The sequence below is a fragment of the Peribacillus sp. SIMBA_075 genome (assembly GCF_046534585.1).
Genome location: NZ_JAWRYN010000003.1, coordinates 22,238 through 41,937 on the forward strand (window position 1 = coordinate 22,238; position 19,700 = coordinate 41,937).

Here is a 19,700-nt window from a genome sequence, read left to right on the forward strand (position 1 = left end):
TTTCCAATTCACAATTTTTATTTAGATAATAGGGATTTCCCTGTCATTTCAACAGGTTTTTCGACTCCAAGCAAATCAAGCATCGTTGGAGCTAAATCACCTAGGATACCACCTGTTCTTAATGTTACCTGATTTTTAGTGATAATGACAGGCACGGGATTCGTTGTATGGGCTGTCATGGGGTCGCCTTCAAGCGTTACGACTTCATCGGCATTGCCATGATCAGCTGTAATGATTGCTGTACCGCCTTTTGAGACGATTAAATCGACAATCCTGCCTAGGCATTCATCCACCGTTTCAATCGCTTTAATGGTAGGCTCAAGCATCCCTGAATGACCAACCATGTCCGGGTTGGCGAAATTCAGAAGGATCGCATCGAAACGGTCAGCCTCAATTTGTTCCACTAATGCATCCGTCACTTCATAAGCACTCATTTCCGGTTGTAAATCATATGTAGCGACTTTCGGAGAATTAATTAAAATCCTCTCTTCACCAGGAAACTTCTCTTCACGTCCGCCGCTCATGAAAAACGTCACATGCGGGTATTTTTCAGTTTCAGCGATACGAAGCTGGGTAAGCTGGTTTTGGGAAAGTACTTCCCCTAATGTATTATCAAGATTTGTCGGCTTAAAAGCAACATATCCGTCAACTGTTTCTGAAAAATGTGTCAAGCATACAAAATGGAGGTGCAACGGATGTCCAGGACCGCGGTCAAATGAGCGAAAGTCCTCATTCGTGAACGTATTGGAAATCTGGATCGCCCGGTCTGGACGGAAGTTATAAAAGATAACGGCATCATCATCTTTAATCGTTGCCACCGGTTTACCGTCTTCCGCCGTTATGACTGAAGGTATCACGAACTCGTCAAAAATGCCATGTTCGTAGGAGTCCTCGACACATTCCATAGCTGAAGAGTAAGCAGGTCCATCACCATACACCATCGAACGGTAGGATTTCTCCACACGTTCCCACCGTTTATCACGGTCCATCGAATAATATCTTCCGGAAATGGTCGCAAACTGACCGACACCGATTTCCTTCATTTTCGCTTCCGCTTCCTTAATATAACCTTGCGCCGTTTTCGGTCCGACATCACGTCCATCTAAAAATGCATGTACATATACATTTTTAACTCCTTCTTTTGCGGCCAATTTCAGCAGGGCATACATATGTTCAATATGACTGTGTACGCCGCCATCTGAAAGAAGGCCGAAAAGGTGAAGGTCCGTGCCCTTTTTCTTGGTATGGCTCATGGCATCGATCAAAGTTGGATTTTCTGCAAACTCACCTTCACGGATTGCCAGGTTCACACGTGTAAGACTTTGATAAACGACCCGTCCTGCCCCAATATTCAAATGCCCCACTTCGGAGTTCCCCATTTGACCGGCAGGCAAACCGACAGCTTCCCCGCTTGCAGTTAAATGGGAATGCGGATACTGTTCCCAATAACGGTCAAAGTTCGGTTTTTTCGCATGAAAAACAGCATTTCCTTTTTCTTCGCTACGGCAGCCAAAACCGTCTAAGATGATAAGTGCCACAGGCGACTTACTCATAGTGACCAGCCTCCAGCAATTGTAAAAAGGAATCGGTTTTCAAGCTTGCCCCGCCTACCAACGCACCGTCAATATCAGGCTGTGCCATGTACTCTTTAATATTCTCAGGTTTTACACTGCCACCGTACTGAATCCGGATGGCTGCAGCCGCTTCATTTGAAAACTTGTCAGCCACAACTGAGCGAATATGTGCACAAACTTCATTTGCATCTTGAGCAGAAGACGATTTCCCTGTTCCAATCGCCCAAATAGGCTCATAGGCAATGACGGTTTGTTTTAATTGATCTTCAGATAATCCCGCCAAGCCATTTTCAATCTGGCTTCCAACGAAATCATTCGTTTCGCCCGCTTCCCTTTGCTCAAGTGTTTCACCGCAACAAACGATAGGGGTTAACTGATGTGCAAAAGCGGCATGCGCTTTTTTATTAACGCCTTCATCCGTTTCGTTGAACATTTCCCGGCGTTCGGAATGGCCAAGAATTACATAGGATACACCCAGATCAGCTAAAGCGATTGGACTGATTTCTCCTGTGAAAGCACCACTTTCTTCAAAGTGCATGTTCTGCGCCCCGATTTTCACATCGGTTCCTTTTGCTGCTTTAACCAGTTGATCCAGAAACAAAGCTGGAGCACATACAACCGTATCGATTAAATCTTGCTTCGGAATCAGATTACTCACTTCTTCTAAAAAGGCAGTCGCTTCAGATAGTGTTTTATTCATTTTCCAGTTTCCTGCAATAATCGGTTTACGCATTTGTTTCTCATCCCTTCTAAAGTTGAATTATGTAACGGTTAACGCTTATTTATCGTTCAAGGCCATAACGCCAGGCAATTCTTTGCCTTCCATGAACTCAAGAGATGCACCGCCGCCAGTTGAAATATGGGACATCTTTTCTGCTAAACCAAACTTTTCAGCAGCTGCGGCTGAATCGCCTCCGCCTACAATACTGTACGTACCTTTTGCTTCCGCCAATGCTTCAGCAACCGTTCTCGTTCCATTTGCAAACTTATCGAACTCGAATACACCCATCGGTCCATTCCATATGACAAGCTTGGAACTTTTAATTACATCCGCAAATAATTCACTAGTTTTTGGACCGATATCCAAAGCCATTTTATCATTTGGAATAGCATCGATATCAACATTCTCTGATTCTGCATCAGGTGAGAATTCAGCTGCTACAACTGCATCAATAGGCAAATGCAATTTTACGCCTTTTTCCTTTGCACTTTCGATGAAAGATTTGGCCAATTCTATTTTGTCTTCTTCCAATAAAGAATTACCGATTTCATGACCTTGTGCTTTAATAAATGTATAACCTAGTCCACCACCAATAATCAAGTGATCGACATTTTCCAAAAGGTTTTCGATGACGCCTATCTTATCCTTTACTTTTGCTCCGCCAATTATAGCTGTAAAAGGGCGTTCTGGGTTGGATAGGGCTTTTCCCAGCACAGAAAGTTCCTTTTCCATCAGTAATCCGGCAACAGCTGGAAGATGGTGTGCTATCCCTTCAGTTGACGCATGTGCACGGTGTGCAGCTCCGAATGCATCATTTACATAAACATCCGCCAGTGCAGCAAATGACTTCGCCAATTCTTGATCGTTCTTCTCTTCCCCCGGGTAGAAACGAACGTTCTCCAACAACAAGATCTCACCATTTTCCATGTTATCAATGATTGATTGAACGGACTCACCATAAGCTTCTTGAGCATTTTGCACATCTTTGCCACTAAGTTCACTTAGTCTTTCCGCAACAGGAGCTAAACGTAATTCTTCAACGACTTGTCCTTTAGGACGGCCAAGGTGGCTGGCTAAAATGACTTTAGCGCCTTGTTCCGTCAGATAGGAAATCGTCGGCAGTGCAGCTTTGATTCTCGTATCATCCGAAATCTTTCCGTCCTGCATCGGCACGTTGAAATCAACACGGCAAAATACGCGTTTCCCCTTTAACTCAATATCTCTAATCGACTTTTTATTCATAATCCAAGAACCTCCTTAGATATTGTTTTCATATTTTTGATTCTTTTAATCAAAAAGGGAGAGGGTAAATATCCCAACTCCCCTTTTCTCTTTTTCATTATAGTCGGTTTAAAGGAAATTATCCAAAAACAAGAAATGTAAACGCTTGACTGATTAATGACTAACTTATAATATCATCTTCTGCCAAGTTTTTTTAGAGGTGTGATAAAAAAAACCTCACTTTGGTGAGGTTTTTTTTATTATTCTAATTACAATCCTTTTTTAGCCAAATAGTTGATTAAATCAACAACACGGCTAGAATATCCTGTTTCATTATCATACCAAGATAATACTTTAACCATGTTTCCTTCCATTACCATTGTGGAAAGGGCATCAATTGTAGATGATGCTGGGTTACCGTTATAGTCACCTGATACTAGCGGAAGTTCGCTGTACTCAAGAATTCCTTTTAGTTCGCCTTCTGAAGCCTTTTTAAATGCTGCATTCACTTCTTCAGCCGTTACGTCTTTTTCAAGCTCTGCAACAAGGTCGACAACAGATACGTTTGGAGTAGGTACACGCATTGCCATACCATTCAATTTCCCTTTAAGTTCAGGAAGGACAAGTGCAACAGCTTTTGCTGCCCCAGTAGTTGTAGGAATGATATTCTCAGCCGCTGCCCGGGCACGGCGATAATCTTTATGAGGCAAATCAAGGATTTGCTGATCATTTGTATATGAGTGAACAGTCGTCATCATACCGCGTTTAATTCCGAATTGTTCTTGAAGCACTTTAGCAAATGGCGCTAAGCAGTTCGTTGTACAAGAAGCATTAGAGATTACATGGTGGTTTGCTGCATCATATTTTTCTTCATTTACACCCATGACGATTGTGATGTCTTCATCTGATGCAGGAGCCGAAATGATTACTTTTTTCGCGCCAGCTTCTAAATGTTTAGCAGCATCCGCACGTTTTGTGAAACGTCCTGTAGATTCAACTACTACTTCTACTCCCAGTTCACCCCATGCTAATTGTGCAGGATCACGTTCAGCCAATACTTTGACTTTATGCCCATCAACAACAAGGTAATCCCCATCAACCGTTACTTTTTCATTAAGAGATCCATGAATTGAATCATATTGAAGAAGGTGCGCTAACATATTAGCATCCGTTAAGTCGTTAATAGCCACAATCTCTACCTCAGGATTACTCAATGCTGCACGAAATACATTACGTCCAATACGTCCAAAACCATTAATTCCAACTTTTACTGCCATGAAAAATTCCTCCTTTTAAGTTCGCAAATATATTAAGGGGTGTAATTCCCCTGAATTAACTCTAGGGCTGCCGCTTCATCCGTTATCAAAACGGTCGATGAAGGCGCGCCTTTCATGTAAGAACGGATAGCCTTAGCTTTAGTTTTTCCACCTGCCACAGTTATCACTCGCTTTTCAGGGCTAAGATCATCTAACTGGATTCCGACTGTCAAAACCTTATGAACAACTTTTCCGTTTTCATCGTAGTAATAACCGAATGCTTCTCCTACAGCATTTCCATCTAACAGCTTCTTTAACATTTCTGGCGAAGAATTTCTTCTCTCTGCCATCGCCATGGCATCACCAATTCCATGAATGATCATATCGGCAGATTTGATTTGGGAAATCACTTCTTTAATTGCAGGTTCCTTCATGAAGGAAGCATAAACCTCACCGCTTAATTGATCGGGTACGTATAACACTCTGTAAGAGGCATGCACCTTCTGTGCCATTTTTTCGACAATCGTATTAGCCTGGTTCTGCACTGCTTCACCAATTCCCCCGCGGGCTGGGACAAATGTCAATTTATTGGAAGCCTCATCAGGTGACAACGAATTAGCCACTTCGGCCATTGTCGATCCACCAGTAACCGCAATGATATTTTTTGAGTTCCATTCTCGTTTCATACGGTTTGCACAAGCTTTACCCAATTCTTTTTTCACCCATGGGGTTTCGTCACAATTTCCTGAGACAATAATGACCTCATCCACTTGTAACAAATCCTGCAATTGCCGCTCCATTATGTCTATACCCATTACTTCACGCATTATTCCTTCTAACTTATCCAGGATTTCAACCCCTTCATCAGTCAGCGTCATACCAGAACTGAATATGTTAATCAGGTTCTGACTTTTCAGAAAATCAACCTCGCTTCTAAGCGTCCGCTCAGTCAAATTAAGGCTCACGGCCAGACTTCGCCTTCCAACTGGCTGCATCATTTTGATATAACGCAGGATATCATATCTTTTTTGCATAGCCATAAGGAAATCAGGTAATAATTTTCTTTGTACCTCGAGTAATGTACGCATATTTAAAACTCCTAAATAGTTAAGTTGGACACATAATGTCCCGCGTAGTCGTTTTCTGTCCCACTTACACCAAAAAAAATATTCCTGCTACATATTTTATTCTAGCAGGAACGGAATGTTTCTTCAAATGATTTGAAAAATTATTTTTCGAAAAGCCTATTTAGAGCTAATTTATCAACATTTCCAAATTGAACGATATCATCTTTCCATTCTACAACAGGGATCATCAATCCGAATTTCTCAACCAAAGCATCATCGGTATGGATATCAATTTCCTTATACCCTATGCCTGACTCGAATTTCACTTCTTCAAGTATCTGCTTGGCTTTATCACATAACGGGCATTTTTCCCTACTATATAAAACAAACGCATTTGATTCCAAACCACTCATCCTTTTCAATCATATCTTTTTCGTTTAGATGAAGAAGGGATCCCTAATTGTTCCCGGTATTTGGCGACCGTTCGGCGCGCCAGTATAATTCCATGTTCCACTTTCAATCGTTCTGCCAAATCTTGATCCGAAAGCGGCTTTTGTTTATTTTCACCATTGATGGCTGCCTGCAGGCCCTTTTTTGCTTGCATGCCCGACATATCCTCATCAAGGCCGACTGACTGTAAAGAAGTAGTGAAAAATATCCGCATCTCAATTGTGCCAAATGGTGTCTGCACGTATTTTCCTTTAACGGCCCGGCTAACTGTGGATTCATGTATACCAATCTCGTCGGCGACTTCTTTCATCGTCATCGGCTTCAAATGGTTAAGGCCATGACGAAAGCACGCCGGCTGTTTTTCGACGATGCACTGAATAACCTTCAATATCGTTTCTTTTCTCTGTTGTATCCCTCTAGAGATCCATTGATATTCCTGCCACTTATCCTGGATGAACTTTTGCACTCCCTGGTCCTTATGGCTCTTCATTCGGTTCAAATACCCTTTATCCACATTAAGATTTGGTGAGTTGCCATCATAATTCCCCACAAGCAGTACCCCATCACGAACTTCCACGACGACATCCGGCACTATATAAGAAGGTTTTTCCTGAAAAAAGAGTGAAGCTGGACGCGGGTTCAACGTCTGGACATAATCAAAGACTTCTTGAATCTCCTTCATTGTAACACCGATTTTCTTACTTAAGTCCTTCCAACGCTTTTCAGCAAAATCAAGGAAATGATTTTCTATGATCGATTCTGCCAGCAAATTCACCCCTTCTGCTTTTACCTGAAGTAAAAGGCACTCTTGAAGATTCCTAGCTGCAATTCCATGCGGCTCAAGCTGCTGTAAAATCGAAAGGCTCTCTTCCAAAACGACTGAAGATATGCCTGGAACACATATATCCTCCAGCTGAGTCCTTAAGTAACCGTTTTCATCAAGATTATGAATTAATAGTAGCATCGCCTTCTGCTGCTCACCGGAAAGTTGCTGGTGATTCACCTGGGACATGACATGCTGTTCAAGCGATAATGTATCTTCACTGATCTGTTCAATCCAATAGTTGGCATCATACGTATTTTTAAGAGTCCGTTTTCCCTTTTTTCGGTCAAAGGTTGGCTGAAATAAAGAAGATGTTGGCTGATCTAGGGACAGTAATGGATTTTCCACCATTTTATCTTCTAAGAATGCCGATAGCTCCTGTGAGGAGTATTGCAGCAATGTAATTGCTTGCATAAGCTCCTGGGTCATTGCCATCTTTAATGTTTGCTGTTGAAAAAGTCCTGCTTTCATATTCATACTCATCGATTCATCCCTCCCCCACTCCATTTTACATTATCAGGAGAAAATTCTACACAAAAACCCATGAAAACGCTTACGTTTTTTTCTGAATAGTGTATTTGTTTTAAATACTATATGTCAGAAATGCGATTTTCACAACTACTTTTACTGGAAAATCACCATTTTTCAATGGTAGGGGCGAATATTCTGAGGCAAGGGAGTGAAATACCATGATTCGACGGAATTTTACGGAAATCGAGTAAATCCATCAAAAATCGCAAGGAACCATTTGATGCCTTCTAATTGAATTGACCAATAAAAAATCCCCCACTTTATTAAGCAGGAGATTGGTAATGCCCTCGGCAGGAATCGAACCTGCATTTCAAGCTTCGGAGGCTTGCGTTCTATCCGTTGCACTACGAGGGCGAAATAGAAAATCTTTTTTCGACAGACTTCATTATATGATAGAATCCCATCCTTTGCAAGGGTTATCAGGTTTAAAACTTCACCTTTTGGGTATTATGGGTAATGTGGAAATTCATCCCTGTGCGGCATAATTATAAATAAATCTATTCGGGAAGGGGACTTGCCAGAAAATTGTCGAACAAATTATCCATTATAGGGTTTGTTTTGTTTGACCTAAATTGACCAAAAAGTGTATCATACATACATAAAGAATTTAAATGATTCTCTTAATCGAAGGAGGAAATGAACATGAATTTAATTCCTACAGTTATCGAACAAACAAGTCGTGGGGAGCGTGCCTACGATATTTACTCCCGTTTATTAAAAGACCGGATCATTATGCTAGGAAGTGGAATTGACGATAATGTTTCCAACTCAATTGTTGCTCAATTACTATTTTTAGAAGCGGAAAATCCTGAAAAAGATATCACTCTATACATCAACAGCCCTGGTGGAAGCATCACTTCCGGTATGGCCATTTACGATACTATGCAGTATATCAAACCTGATGTATCCACTGTATGCATCGGTATGGCCGCTTCCATGGGTGCATTCCTATTGGCCGCTGGTGAAAAGGGCAAACGTTATGCGTTGCCAAACAGTGAAGTCATGATTCACCAACCACTTGGAGGAGCCCAAGGTCAAGCAACGGAAATTGAAATTGCTGCCCGCCGTATCCTTCACTTGAAAGATAAGCTGAACCAAATCTTGGCAGAACGTACTGGTCAACCTATTGAAGTCCTTCAAAGAGATACGGAACGTGATAACTTCATGACTTCCGAAAGAGCTCTTGAATATGGCTTGATTGACAAAGTCATCACGCGCAGCATTCTTGATGCCAAAAAAGACTCTAAATAAAAAAATGATACAAAAGGCTCCGAAAGTCGTCTTAAGCGACTTTCGGAGCCTTTTTTCACATAATGTGAAAAATCATAAAAAAAAAGGATGCACTTTTGGCATCCTCTTATTTTACCCCTCTTGCTGAATGAACTCTTCCAATGCCTCTATTGCTTCCTTTTCATCGCGTCCTTCGACGATTAACTTAACGGACACGCCAGAACTGATGGCAAGGCTCATTAATCCCATGATACTTTTTGCATTCACTTTTTTTCCTTCTTTTTCAAGGAAAACATCCGAATGAAAGCGGTTAGCTTCTTGTACAAAAAGAGCGGCCGGCCGGGCTTGCAAACCTGTTTTCAGTTTTACTTCAACTTGTTTTTCCACCATCTTGATCTCCCCTGTTAGCTTTATTTTTTCGCAGCAATAGCCTCTCCCCCACGGAGCCTGTCAGCTATTTCATCAATCTTGCGTAATCGGTGATTAATCCCTGACTTACTGATGTTTCCTCCTGATACCATTTCTCCAAGTTCCTTTAAGGTTATATCCTGAAATGCTATCCTAAGCTCCGCAATTTCCCGAAGCTTATCCGGTAAAATGCTTAGTCCTACCGTATCCTCAATGTAATGGATATTTTCAACCTGGCGCAATGAGGCACCAATCGTTTTGTTCAAATTGGCTGTTTCACAATTCACAAGTCGATTTACTGAATTACGCATATCACGGACAATCCGTACATCCTCGAATCTTAATAACGCTGAATGGGCACCGACTATGCTTAAAAACTCAGCTATCTTTTCGGCTTCTTTCAAATAAATGATGTACCCTTTTTTGCGTTCAAGCGTCTTGGCCTTCAAGCCAAACTTATTCATTAGCTCACAAAGGGCATCATTGTGCTCTTTATAAAGTGAGAAAATCTCAAGGTGATAGGAAGACGTTTCCGGATTATTCACCGATCCCCCCGCAAGGAATGCACCTCTTAGGTATGAACGCTTACAGCATTTCTTCCCAACAATAGTGTCGGATATAGCATGGAGAATTTCAAAGCCGTCGCCTAAAATTTCCAAATCGGTTAAAACCCGCTGCCCTCCAGATGACATCCTGACAATATAAACATTATTTTTTTTAAGCTTCATCTTTTTACGGACCAAAAGCTCGACCTGGACCTCATAACTTTTTTTCAGCAGCGTATAAATCCTTCTGGCAATCGCAGCATTCTCAGTTTGAATATCCACGACAAGCTTCCGATTAGAAAATGAAAGGGATCCGTTCATCCGGATAAGCGCACACAATTCCGCTTTTCCGCAGCAATCCTTTCCCTCTAATGTAGTAAGCTCTTTTTTCGTTTCTGAAGCAAAAGACATCCATTTCACCCCCAATCGAACGCAGGTAATCTATTTTATCAATCAAAAAACCGTCCCCGCTTATATCTACGGAACAATGTGGCTTTTTGTTTCATTTACAAGCATATTATAAAGCAAATCCGCCACTTTTTTCGTGTCATGGCGTATTACATTCCCTTCATAGCTGAAAATGCGTTCTTGTATGATTTCAAGACCCATCCGTTTTAAACTTTCCACATCATACATGACCGGTTTGGCATATTCAGCTTGATAACGTTGCTGAATCTCAGTCGGTATTTCCTCATTATTAACCAGTATCCTGTCAATATATGCATTTCCCATATGGTCATATATAGCTTTTATATGATCGCTCGCGCTATAATCCAACGTCTCGCCGGCTTGTGTCATTAAATTGCAAATGTACACCTTCTTAGCCTTGGAGCGGCCAACTTCTTCCCCTAGGCCCGGGACAAGTAAGTTAGGCAGAATGCTAGTATATAAGCTTCCTGGACCAATGACAATAAGATCTGCATGCTTAATTTCCTGAAGAGTTTCACTGAGCGGCCTTATATGCTGAGGAGACAGGAATACTTTTTTTATTTTCTTTCCTGAAAAGGGGATCTTGGATTCTCCTGTAACAATCGTTCCGTCATCCATCTCCGCATGGAGAACCACACTTTGGTTGGCAGCCGGAAGCACTTTACCACGGACATTAAGGAATTTACTCATTTCCTGGATAGCATGGACAAAATCTCCGGTCAACGAGGTCATTGCCGCCAGGATCAAATTCCCCAGCGAATGCCCGGATAGCTCATTTTTACTCTGAAAGCGATGTTGAAACATTTGTTCAACAAGAGGCTCTACATCCGATAACGCTGCTAGAACGTTACGAATATCACCTGGCGCGGGGATATCCATGTCCTCGCGAAGGCGACCCGAACTTCCGCCATCATCTGCTACAGTGACGATCGCCGTTATATCCACTGGGTGCTTCTTTAAACCTCTTAACAAAACGGGAAGGCCGGTTCCCCCTCCGATGATCACAACCTTAGGTTGTTTCTTATTATCTAACATCTGCTTTCCCCTTACTTTTTTCGATATCGCGATGAGATATTTGAACGCTGTAATCCTTTTTGAAGTGGTTTGAAATATACTCCGTCAATGCTACAGAACGATGCTGACCGCCTGTACACCCAATCGCAACTACAAGCTGTGCTTTCCCTTCACGTTTATAATGTGGAAGCATGAAGGCAAGCAGATCGGTCACCTTTTCCAAGAACTTTTGAGTCTCACTCCATTTTAAAACGTAACTCGACACTTCCTGTTCCAAACCAGTCTTTGGCCTCATATGGTCAATATAATATGGATTTGGCAGGAAACGTACATCAAACACAAGGTCGGCATCTATTGGCAGACCATGCTTGAACCCGAAGGACATGACATTGACTGTGAAACCTACACATTTATCCGCAGAAAATTCCGAAGCGATTTTCTCCCTCAATTCGCGCGGTTTCAGTTGTGAAGTATTAAAGATCAGCTGAGCTCTTCCCTTTAGTTCGTCCAATAGTTCCCGTTCCATTTTAATGCCTTCCAATGGCCTGCCTAATGGAGCAAGGGGATGGGTCCTTCTCGTTTCCTTATACCTGCGTACCAAGGAATCATCATCAGCTTCAAGAAAAAGGATTCTTGGTGATACTGCCGCTGATTCCGTTAATTTATCCAGTGCAAGAAATAAGGAATCAAAAAACTCCCTCCCCCTCAAGTCCATGACAAGAGCCACTTTATTCATCTTATTCCCGGAGTCCTTCATTAACTCCAAAAACTTTGGCAATAGCGTGGGCGGCAAATTATCGACGCAAAAAAAGCCGAGGTCTTCAAAACTTTGAACCGCCACTGTCTTACCTGCTCCTGACATTCCGGTTATGATGACCAATTGCGTTTCATTAATCTCCCCTGTACTCATAGTTCTCCGCCCCCATATATAGCAATCTTTTTTATATTGAATATTAACCTGGATCCAATCGATAAGAGAGTAACTTAAACTCAGGCGTATAGGTAAACGTTCCATAAATGATTCCACTTCCATGGACCATATAGTCCAGAATATGAAAATCACCCTCAGCCATTTTCAGCTTTTTAACATCATCAACCGGATGCCAGCTAAGTTCCCCTTCTTCACAAACATCCACATTGACACCATCTGAATCCGTCGCAAAGAAAGTGAACATCATCCACTCTGACAAAACTTTATCCCCGTCCTTCATAATGAAGGTAAAAATACCTTTTATGGAAGGGTTTTTCAAATAAACTCCTGTTTCTTCTCGATATTCTCTAATACAAGCATCACGTACAGACTCCCCAGGCTCCATCTTGCCGCCTGGAGCTACCCACCATCCGCGTCTAGGTTTTTTCAATAAGAGGATTTGATCATCCTTAATCAATACACAGTTTGTGACACGTTGCACGTTCTTCACCTCAATTGGCCTCTGCTCGACTATAGAAACCTTCCCCCTTCTGCTTGAAGAGATTCAGTTTATATCATTAAACCGCCGTTAGATATCCATTTGGCGATTCTCAAATGCTAATAGTTCAAACAAGTTGTATTTTACATCTTATTACCTTTTGACAGATATGTTTAGTATATCTTATCATTATACTATTTTTGAAATGAGCTAACAATAAAGGAAACTTCCTGCATTGGGGGAATATTCATTCTCAAGGAATCACTGAGTAAGTCTTTATCTCCTGCTTAACCCCTATTCTTCTCCACTTTCCCTGCCTAAATTCAAAGAGATGCCTAACTTCACATTCCAAGCAATTAAAATTTACCTAAAAATCGGCACTAAAGATATAGTCTTAAAGCAGGACACACAAAAAAAGGACACAGATACTTAATCTGTGTCCTCAAACGTTTATAATTAAAGGGGGTCAACTTTCTACCCATACTATACACAATCATTATTTCACACGTGTTACAACATCGTTAAAACCGAATTACGAAGTGTGAAACTTTTGTGCAATCAAGCCTTTGGTTGCAATTTTTCTTGAAGTTCCTCAATATAATGCTGAGCGGATTGAGCAGCAATGCTTCCATCACCTGTAGCTGTAACGATTTGGCGCAATGTTTTTTCACGAACGTCACCAGCTGCAAAAATACCCGGGACGTGTGTCTCCATCCGATCATTCGTTTCAACATAGCCTGCAGCATTCAAGATGCCCAAGTTCTCAAATGGTTTAGTTAGAGGAAGCATTCCGATATAAATGAATACACCGTCTGCATCCATCACTGTCTCTTCTCCATTTACAGTGGAAACTAAAGTGACACCGCCGACTTTACCGCCTTTTTCATTGATTTCCTTCAAAGTATGATTCCAGATGAAGTTAATTTTCTCATTGGCAAATGCACGATCTTGAAGTATCTTTTGAGCACGAAGTTCTTCACGTCTGTGGACGATCGTCACTTTTGAGGCAAAACGGGTCAAGTACACTCCCTCTTCAACAGCAGAGTCTCCGCCGCCGATAACGAACAGTTCCTTTTGCTTGAAAAATGCACCATCACAAACAGCACAATACGATACACCGCGGCCGCCCAATTCCTTTTCGCCAGGAACACCGATTTTCTTGTATTCGGCACCCGATGAAATAATGATTGAACGTGCTTTAAATTCCTTGGAACCGGCTTTGATCGTTTTATACTCTTCACCGTCAATGATTTCCTTAACGTCCCCATAAGCATATTCCGCACCGAATTTCTTTGCATGGTCAAACATTTTCGTTGAAAGTTCAGGTCCGAGAATTGTGTCAAAACCAGGATAATTTTCAACTTCCTCTGTATTGGCCATTTGCCCGCCAGGTACTCCGCGTTCTAACATCAATGTTGAAAGGTTCGCACGTGATGTATAGACAGCCGCCGTCATCCCTGCAGGACCAGCACCAATAATAACAACGTCATAAATTTTTTCAGACATGTTCTCACTCCTCCATATTCCATTACAATGGAACCTTCACTACGGTTAGTGTTCCCTACCCATTATCCTATATAACAAATAATTTTTCGTCCAAATATATGCTCACCCCAGAAGGGTTTGAACCAATTTTACGTACTTCGATAAGGTGGACACAGATATGAAATGTTTGTCCGCGATTGCCTGTTTGCTTGCCTTCTCATTTTTAAGCTGATTCCACACGTACTCCACCGCAGATGCCCAGCCTGCTGGATTGTTTAGCTTCTGCTCGGATTTCACCGCCTCGATAAAGACGGAAAACCACATTAAATAGAGTCCGGCTTCATCTAATTGTATCGGTTGGAAATGCTGATATAATAACTCAGCTGTGCGATCGGCAAAATCAATCGGTGTTAATTGGCGATCTTTAGCAGGAGCTTGCACAAGATCTGCATAATCACGTTCCAAATCAGTGAAATTCTGATTTAGGTTTAGGACCTGGTTTTTCAGTAGCTTCTGTTTATGGACGGAATGCTTCAGAAGGAAAATGGCAAACAGCCTTTCCTCAATGAATTCGCTTTCCAGCCTTTTTAAAATAGAAGGAAAATGATGTTCAAAACCATCTGAAGTCGCATTCATATCTCCCCATGGCTCCATGCCTTCCTTTTCAGGGTTCATTTCCACGACCTTTTTCCATGCCTTTCTGGCAGCCTGTTCATGACCCAAGTGGAAAGCGGAAATAGTAAGCCAATAATAGAAGGTCCCATCTCCCTCGAATCCCTGCTTTTGCAATACTTTCAGCCATTTATATGCAGATGCGTAATTTCCGATCAATGCGAAGGTCGCTCCAAGCTTGAAACGATGTTCGGATAGCATCGGCCGAATTTTCTCCAGCATCTGTATGAGCTCTTCAACCTTCTCTTCATCCTGTTGATAATGATGAAAAACAACAAGGTTACAAAGCGCATGCAGGTTTCCCGGACTTTTTTCCAGTACCCCATCCAGTGTTTCAAAGGCTTCATTTACTTGGCCGAGATAGAAATAGGCAAGTGCCAGGTTATTATAAGCGGACCAGTAATCCTCGTATTCGGCAATCGTTTCTTTCAGTACTTCGATAGCCTTCGGGAAATTCCCTGACTCCAGATACTCGCGGGCTTTTTCCTGTTTGGTAATGAGCCCATCATGCTTAAAGGGATTTTCTTCTGACTCATCCGACTCAAAAGTTATCAGTTCAAGCAGATCTTCTGCGTCATCGCTGAACTCCCCGTCTTCTTCTTTATCAAGATAAGCACTGGCGTGACGGTATGCCTCCTTGAACATGCCTAAGTGGGCATAATTATTTGCCAGGAAGTAATGACATTCCGACATATAGGGATCCATCACATCCAAGATGTTTTCCAAGAGGTTATTTGAATAATTATATTCACCGATTTCCGAGCATGTAATTGCCAATTGACAGGCTATCATCGGTTCTGCAGGTTCAAGTTCCAGCGCACGTTCCAGGTATTTTTTTGATTTAGGTAGTTCACGTCTATGATAAGCTTTTAAACCCTTGGTGAAATAATACTCACCTGTTGGGTGAAAAGTTAGAATTTTTGCCTGTTGTCCAAATTTAGAGTCTTTACTCATGTAATCCTCCATCTACAAGTTGATTAACCATAGTATTATAACATATTGGACTAAATTTGCCGAACAATTCAAGAAAATGGAAAACAGAAATTCCCATGCTTTCTTTAAGAAAAAATTTAAGTATCTTCCTAGTCAAATGGGGAGTCAAGATTAGTCGTTAATACAAATAAAGCCCTCCTATTGACGGAGGGCACAGTTAGTAGACAAAAGGGGTTGGAAAATATCTCTTTCATCAATTATGTTCCCGAACAAAGCAACACCTTCAAATCTCAGATATGGTTCCTACCAAAGTTATGTAGAAAAAGTTAATTGGAGAGGAAGGTGCGACACTCCTGCGGGGAAAGCACCGTCTAGGGGAGACCCTGCAGGCGCAATGGCGCCGAGGGCGGACCGCCCGCGGCGAGTTTCTTGAGCGGAAATCAACGTCCAAATAACAAGCAAAAAAAACTGAAGACAAAGTTGATTTTCATCGAGTTTGTCTTCAGTCTGAGCCCTCCTAATGACGGAGGGCCATCACCATTCATTCGGTTTCTTTTGGTTCGTCCTTATCGGAATGTCTAGCCTTCAATACATCAAGCACCGCTTGGAAAGGCAGTTCTTGTTCCTGAAGAAGAACGAATAAGTGATAAAGGAGATCGGCACTTTCCATGGAAAGTTCCTCTGCATCGCGGTTTTTGGCAGCAATGATGACTTCCGCGGCTTCTTCACCGACTTTTTTCAGGATTTTATCAACGCCTTTTTCGAATAAGTAAGTTGTATATGAACCTTCAGGCATTTCCGATTTTCTTTTTTTAATCAATGTTTCCAATTCCGCCAAGAAAGTCACATTCGCCTGCATGGCTTGTCCAGCTTCATTGTTTTGGTAAATCGATTCGCTAAAACAGCTTGTTGCCCCTGTATGGCACGCTGGACCTGCAGGAACGACTCGAACCACCAATGCATCTTGATCGCAATCATACTTCATTTCGATGATTTTCTGTATATTACCGCTGGTTGCTCCTTTATGCCACAATTCATTGCGCGAGCGGCTGAAGAAAATCGTTTCGCCTTTTTCGATGGACAATTTTAGAGATTCTTCATTCATGTAAGCAAGTGTCAGCACTTCACCGGTTCCGGCATCTTGAATGATTGCCGGTATTAGACCTTTATCGTCGTATTTAATAGTTTCAAGATTCATCGTACAACCACTCCTTGTTGTTTGAGAAACGCTTTGACTTCTTTGACGGATGTTTCTTTATAATGAAAAATCGATGCGGCTAATGCTGCATCCGCTTTACCTTCTTCAAAAGCTTCCTGGAAATGCCCCGCGTTACCTGCCCCGCCTGAGGCGATGACCGGCACCGAAACAGCTTCAGATACCGCTTTTGTTAAAGCGATATTAAACCCTTGTTTCTCCCCATCACAATCCATGCTAGTCAATAAAATTTCACCTGCACCGCGGCTGACGGCTTCCTTCGCCCACGCGATCACTTCCCATTCAGTCGGTTTTCGACCGCCGTGGGTGTATACGCGCCATGATCCAAGCTCTTCGTCATATCTGGCGTCTATAGCGACAACGATACATTGTTCCCCAAAATAATCAGAACCCTCATTAATTAAATCAGGCCGCAGAATGGCTGCTGTATTTAAGGAAACCTTATCTGCGCCAGCGCGTAAGATTTTCTTCATATCCGCTAGAGAATTAATACCGCCTCCCACTGTAAACGGAATTGCCAAGCTGCCAGCTACCGCTTGAACGACGTCGACAATCGTTTCCCTGCCTTCATGTGAAGCGGAAATATCAAGGAAGACAAGCTCATCGGCACCTTCCTGATCATAAAAGGCTGCAAGCTCGACCGGATCTCCAGCATCCCTAAGGGATACAAATTGTATGCCTTTAACTACGCGTCCATCTTTTACATCGAGACAAGGAATTATTCGTTTTGTGAGCATTTAACCACGCACCTTTTCTAGTGCTTCTTCCACAGTAAAGCGATTCGTATAAAGCGCCTTGCCAATGATTGCCCCTGCAATTCCTTGAGCTTCATATTCTTTGAGGGTGATAAGGTCTTCCAGGGAACTAATGCCCCCCGAAGCAATCACCTTTTTCCCAGTTTCCTCCGCCATCGCCAATATACCTTTCACATTCGGACCCGAAAGCATACCATCTGTCGCGATATCAGTCACGATAAAGATCTCTGCACCAGCATCGGCCAGTAATTTGCCAAGATCTATTGCAAGGGTTCCAGACGTTTGAAGCCAACCATGAGTGGCAACCCTGCCATCCTTCGCATCGATCCCTATTGCGATATGGCTTCCATATTTCCTAATCATATCTTTAGTGAAATCAGGGTCTGAAACGGCCGTGCTGCCTAGAATGACACGTTCCACTCCATTATCCAGGTAATGGGCTATATCCCGTTCAGTACGGATGCCGCCGCCGATTTGAATGCGGGCCCCTAACTCACTTGCAGCTTTAATTACGTACGAATCATTGATGCGCACTCCCTCTTTAGCTCCGTCAAGGTCGACCATATGTATCCAATCGGCTCCTTGGTCCGCAAAGCTTTTAGCCATATCGAAGGGGGAATCGCCATAAACGGTTTCCTGATTGTAATCTCCCTGGATTAAGCGGACGCATTTGCCTCCGCGCATATCAATCGCCGGGTAAATAGTAAAGCTGCTCATGCTTCTTCCTTCCCTTCTACTAATGACAGATAATTTCTCAAGAGTGACATGCCCATCTTCCCGCTTTTTTCCGGATGAAACTGCATTCCGAATACATTCCCTTTACCGACGATCGCCGGCACTTCCACATCATACGTCGCCGAAGCGGTAACGAATGATTCATCCGTATCGGCGTAATAAGAATGGACGAAATAAACATGTTCCTCTTCCAGCCCCTCATTCACTGGTGATGCGTGTTTAAATTCAAGACGATTCCAGCCCATGTGCGGCACTTTATAAACCTGGTCATTCGCATCCACTCCCTTAAAACGAACCACTTTACCCGGGATGAGCGATAATCCTTTTGCCGGTCCATTTTCCTCACTTTCATCAAAGAGAAGCTGCATACCAAGGCAGATGCCTAATAGGTAACCTCCACCTGCTACATATTCCTTCAGGAATTCATCTAGCTTTTGTTTTTCCAAAAGACCCATGGCATCCCTGAAAGAGCCAACGCCAGGGAGAATGATCCCTTTCGACTTTGAAAGTTCTTCAGGGTCATCGGAAATGAATGAATCGGCACCAAGACGCTCCAGCCCTTTACTTACAGAAAATAAATTCCCCATGCCGTAATCGACGATCCCGATCATTTACAACATTCCTTTCGTTGAAGGGATGCCTTTGACCCGTGGATCGATGGTAGTAGCTTCATCCAATGCCCGTCCTAGCGCTTTGAATATTGCTTCGATCATATGATGTGTGTTGTGACCGTAATGAACGATTACATGCAGGTTCATCCTGGCTTCAAGAGCGAGTTTCCAAAGAAACTCGTGCACCAGTTCAGTATCGAAAGTACCAACCTTTTGTGAAGGAAACTCAGCCCGGAACTCTAGATGCGGACGATTACTTAAATCGATGACAACCTGGGCAAGTGCTTCATCCATAGGTACGAAAGCATTTCCGTAACGTTTTATCCCGCGCTTGTCTCCAAGGGCCTCCACTAACGTTTGACCCAAGCAAATGCCAATATCTTCAGTTGTATGGTGATCATCCACGTCTGTATCTCCGTTTGCATCTACAGTCAAATCAAACTTCCCATGTTTCGTGAACAAATCCAGCATATGCGTCATAAACGGAACGCCCGTTTTAATGGAGGAATTACCTTCACCATCCACACCAAACTTCAAACTGATTTCCGTTTCATTCGTCTTTCGCTCCACACTAGCAAAACGTTCCATTACAAGTCCTCCTATCGGGGTAAGACC

The 19,700-nt window shown here is 42.5% G+C and carries 20 protein-coding genes and 1 tRNA gene; 1 reads left to right on the plus strand and 20 read right to left on the minus strand.

Annotated elements, in window-relative coordinates; translation table 11 throughout:
* Positions 1-17 precede the first annotated feature (17 nt).
* From gpmI to SB775_RS03505, 8 genes are all read right to left on the minus strand, one after another.
* Complete coding sequence (gene gpmI / locus SB775_RS03470; protein ID WP_410860538.1) at positions 18-1,553, minus strand: 2,3-bisphosphoglycerate-independent phosphoglycerate mutase; 1,536 nt, start codon at positions 1,551-1,553, stop codon at positions 18-20.
* Positions 1,546-2,307: a triose-phosphate isomerase gene (tpiA, locus tag SB775_RS03475; RefSeq protein ID WP_061465550.1), complete on the minus strand. Its 762-nt coding sequence runs from the start codon at positions 2,305-2,307 to the stop codon at positions 1,546-1,548. The genes gpmI and tpiA overlap by 8 nt, the downstream gene beginning before the upstream one ends.
* 45 nt (positions 2,308-2,352) lie before the next feature.
* Positions 2,353-3,537 (minus strand): phosphoglycerate kinase, encoded by a 1,185-nt coding sequence (locus SB775_RS03480; RefSeq protein WP_410860539.1) that lies wholly within the window; start codon positions 3,535-3,537, stop codon positions 2,353-2,355.
* 248 nt (positions 3,538-3,785) lie between these two features.
* Entirely contained in the window at positions 3,786-4,793 is a 1,008-nt protein-coding gene (gene gap / locus SB775_RS03485) for a type I glyceraldehyde-3-phosphate dehydrogenase (protein ID WP_061465552.1), read from the minus strand.
* A gap of 32 nt (positions 4,794-4,825) precedes the next feature.
* The gene (locus SB775_RS03490) at positions 4,826-5,860 is read right to left on the minus strand and encodes a sugar-binding transcriptional regulator (RefSeq protein ID WP_410860541.1); all 1,035 of its coding nucleotides are present in this window, start codon (positions 5,858-5,860) and stop codon (positions 4,826-4,828) included.
* A 140-nt stretch (positions 5,861-6,000) separates the two neighbouring features.
* Positions 6,001-6,252, minus strand: coding sequence for a glutaredoxin family protein (locus SB775_RS03495; RefSeq protein WP_410860542.1), 252 nt, complete (start codon positions 6,250-6,252; stop codon positions 6,001-6,003).
* Between the two features lie 5 nt (positions 6,253-6,257).
* Positions 6,258-7,595: an RNA polymerase factor sigma-54 gene (gene rpoN / locus SB775_RS03500; RefSeq protein WP_250211725.1), complete on the minus strand. Its 1,338-nt coding sequence runs from the start codon at positions 7,593-7,595 to the stop codon at positions 6,258-6,260.
* Between the two features lie 330 nt (positions 7,596-7,925).
* Positions 7,926-7,997: transfer RNA gene (locus SB775_RS03505), tRNA-Arg, on the minus strand.
* A 288-nt stretch (positions 7,998-8,285) separates the two neighbouring features.
* On the opposite strand from SB775_RS03505, the gene clpP reads away from it, so the two are divergent.
* Entirely contained in the window at positions 8,286-8,894 is a 609-nt protein-coding gene (clpP, locus tag SB775_RS03510; protein WP_089361941.1) for an ATP-dependent Clp endopeptidase proteolytic subunit ClpP, read from the plus strand.
* A gap of 111 nt (positions 8,895-9,005) precedes the next feature.
* Here clpP and SB775_RS03515 read toward each other — a convergent pair whose 3' ends face one another.
* From SB775_RS03515 to hisB, 12 genes are all read right to left on the minus strand, one after another.
* Positions 9,006-9,263: an HPr family phosphocarrier protein gene (locus tag SB775_RS03515; protein WP_061465555.1), complete on the minus strand. Its 258-nt coding sequence runs from the start codon at positions 9,261-9,263 to the stop codon at positions 9,006-9,008.
* Positions 9,264-9,283: 20 nt separating this feature from the next.
* A complete protein-coding gene (whiA, locus tag SB775_RS03520) occupies positions 9,284-10,237 on the minus strand; it encodes a DNA-binding protein WhiA (protein WP_061465556.1) in 954 nt (317 codons plus the stop codon).
* A gap of 66 nt (positions 10,238-10,303) precedes the next feature.
* A complete protein-coding gene (locus tag SB775_RS03525; RefSeq protein WP_061465557.1) occupies positions 10,304-11,290 on the minus strand; it encodes a gluconeogenesis factor YvcK family protein in 987 nt (328 codons plus the stop codon).
* A complete protein-coding gene (gene rapZ, locus SB775_RS03530; RefSeq protein WP_061465558.1) occupies positions 11,280-12,179 on the minus strand; it encodes an RNase adapter RapZ in 900 nt (299 codons plus the stop codon). Before rapZ ends, SB775_RS03525 begins: the two co-directional genes overlap by 11 nt.
* Positions 12,180-12,222: 43 nt before the next feature.
* On the minus strand, positions 12,223-12,681 hold the full coding sequence (locus SB775_RS03535; protein ID WP_061465559.1) for an NUDIX hydrolase: 459 nt from the start codon (positions 12,679-12,681) through the stop codon (positions 12,223-12,225).
* 555 nt (positions 12,682-13,236) lie between these two features.
* Complete coding sequence (gene trxB, locus SB775_RS03540) at positions 13,237-14,184, minus strand: thioredoxin-disulfide reductase (RefSeq protein ID WP_089361942.1); 948 nt, start codon at positions 14,182-14,184, stop codon at positions 13,237-13,239.
* A gap of 102 nt (positions 14,185-14,286) precedes the next feature.
* A complete protein-coding gene (locus tag SB775_RS03545) occupies positions 14,287-15,789 on the minus strand; it encodes a tetratricopeptide repeat protein (protein ID WP_061465561.1) in 1,503 nt (500 codons plus the stop codon).
* Positions 15,790-16,309: 520 nt separating this feature from the next.
* Complete coding sequence (gene hisIE / locus SB775_RS03550) at positions 16,310-16,966, minus strand: bifunctional phosphoribosyl-AMP cyclohydrolase/phosphoribosyl-ATP diphosphatase HisIE (RefSeq protein ID WP_284469275.1); 657 nt, start codon at positions 16,964-16,966, stop codon at positions 16,310-16,312.
* Positions 16,963-17,721 carry an imidazole glycerol phosphate synthase subunit HisF gene (hisF, locus tag SB775_RS03555; RefSeq protein WP_410860543.1) on the minus strand — a complete coding sequence of 253 codons (759 nt, stop codon included), beginning with the start codon at positions 17,719-17,721 and terminating at the stop codon, positions 16,963-16,965. The genes hisIE and hisF overlap by 4 nt, the downstream gene beginning before the upstream one ends.
* Entirely contained in the window at positions 17,722-18,456 is a 735-nt protein-coding gene (hisA, locus tag SB775_RS03560; RefSeq protein WP_410860544.1) for a 1-(5-phosphoribosyl)-5-[(5-phosphoribosylamino)methylideneamino]imidazole-4-carboxamide isomerase, read from the minus strand.
* On the minus strand, positions 18,453-19,085 hold the full coding sequence (hisH, locus tag SB775_RS03565; RefSeq protein WP_089361945.1) for an imidazole glycerol phosphate synthase subunit HisH: 633 nt from the start codon (positions 19,083-19,085) through the stop codon (positions 18,453-18,455). Before hisH ends, hisA begins: the two co-directional genes overlap by 4 nt.
* On the minus strand, positions 19,086-19,673 hold the full coding sequence (hisB, locus tag SB775_RS03570; protein ID WP_089361946.1) for an imidazoleglycerol-phosphate dehydratase HisB: 588 nt from the start codon (positions 19,671-19,673) through the stop codon (positions 19,086-19,088).
* Between the last annotated feature and the right edge of the window lie 27 nt (positions 19,674-19,700).

What these genes read in the sequence shown, in the direction of transcription:
- gpmI (WP_410860538.1), bottom strand. Translation starts at nt 1,553, where the DNA reads ATGAGTAAGTCGCCTGTGGCACTTATCATCTTAGACGGTTTTGGCTGC.
- tpiA (WP_061465550.1), bottom strand. Translation starts at nt 2,307, where the DNA reads ATGCGTAAACCGATTATTGCAGGAAACTGGAAAATGAATAAAACACTA.
- SB775_RS03480 (WP_410860539.1), bottom strand. Translation starts at nt 3,537, where the DNA reads ATGAATAAAAAGTCGATTAGAGATATTGAGTTAAAGGGGAAACGCGTA.
- gap (WP_061465552.1), bottom strand. Translation starts at nt 4,793, where the DNA reads ATGGCAGTAAAAGTTGGAATTAATGGTTTTGGACGTATTGGACGTAAT.
- SB775_RS03490 (WP_410860541.1), bottom strand. Translation starts at nt 5,860, where the DNA reads ATGCGTACATTACTCGAGGTACAAAGAAAATTATTACCTGATTTCCTT.
- SB775_RS03495 (WP_410860542.1), bottom strand. Translation starts at nt 6,252, where the DNA reads ATGAGTGGTTTGGAATCAAATGCGTTTGTTTTATATAGTAGGGAAAAA.
- rpoN (WP_250211725.1), bottom strand. Translation starts at nt 7,595, where the DNA reads ATGAGTATGAATATGAAAGCAGGACTTTTTCAACAGCAAACATTAAAG.
- clpP (WP_089361941.1), top strand. Translation starts at nt 8,286, where the DNA reads ATGAATTTAATTCCTACAGTTATCGAACAAACAAGTCGTGGGGAGCGT.
- SB775_RS03515 (WP_061465555.1), bottom strand. Translation starts at nt 9,263, where the DNA reads ATGGTGGAAAAACAAGTTGAAGTAAAACTGAAAACAGGTTTGCAAGCC.
- whiA (WP_061465556.1), bottom strand. Translation starts at nt 10,237, where the DNA reads ATGTCTTTTGCTTCAGAAACGAAAAAAGAGCTTACTACATTAGAGGGA.
- SB775_RS03525 (WP_061465557.1), bottom strand. Translation starts at nt 11,290, where the DNA reads ATGTTAGATAATAAGAAACAACCTAAGGTTGTGATCATCGGAGGGGGA.
- rapZ (WP_061465558.1), bottom strand. Translation starts at nt 12,179, where the DNA reads ATGAGTACAGGGGAGATTAATGAAACGCAATTGGTCATCATAACCGGA.
- trxB (WP_089361942.1), bottom strand. Translation starts at nt 14,184, where the DNA reads ATGTCTGAAAAAATTTATGACGTTGTTATTATTGGTGCTGGTCCTGCA.
- SB775_RS03545 (WP_061465561.1), bottom strand. Translation starts at nt 15,789, where the DNA reads ATGAGTAAAGACTCTAAATTTGGACAACAGGCAAAAATTCTAACTTTT.
- hisIE (WP_284469275.1), bottom strand. Translation starts at nt 16,966, where the DNA reads ATGAATCTTGAAACTATTAAATACGACGATAAAGGTCTAATACCGGCA.
- hisF (WP_410860543.1), bottom strand. Translation starts at nt 17,721, where the DNA reads ATGCTCACAAAACGAATAATTCCTTGTCTCGATGTAAAAGATGGACGC.
- hisA (WP_410860544.1), bottom strand. Translation starts at nt 18,456, where the DNA reads ATGAGCAGCTTTACTATTTACCCGGCGATTGATATGCGCGGAGGCAAA.
- hisH (WP_089361945.1), bottom strand. Translation starts at nt 19,085, where the DNA reads ATGATCGGGATCGTCGATTACGGCATGGGGAATTTATTTTCTGTAAGT.
- hisB (WP_089361946.1), bottom strand. Translation starts at nt 19,673, where the DNA reads ATGGAACGTTTTGCTAGTGTGGAGCGAAAGACGAATGAAACGGAAATC.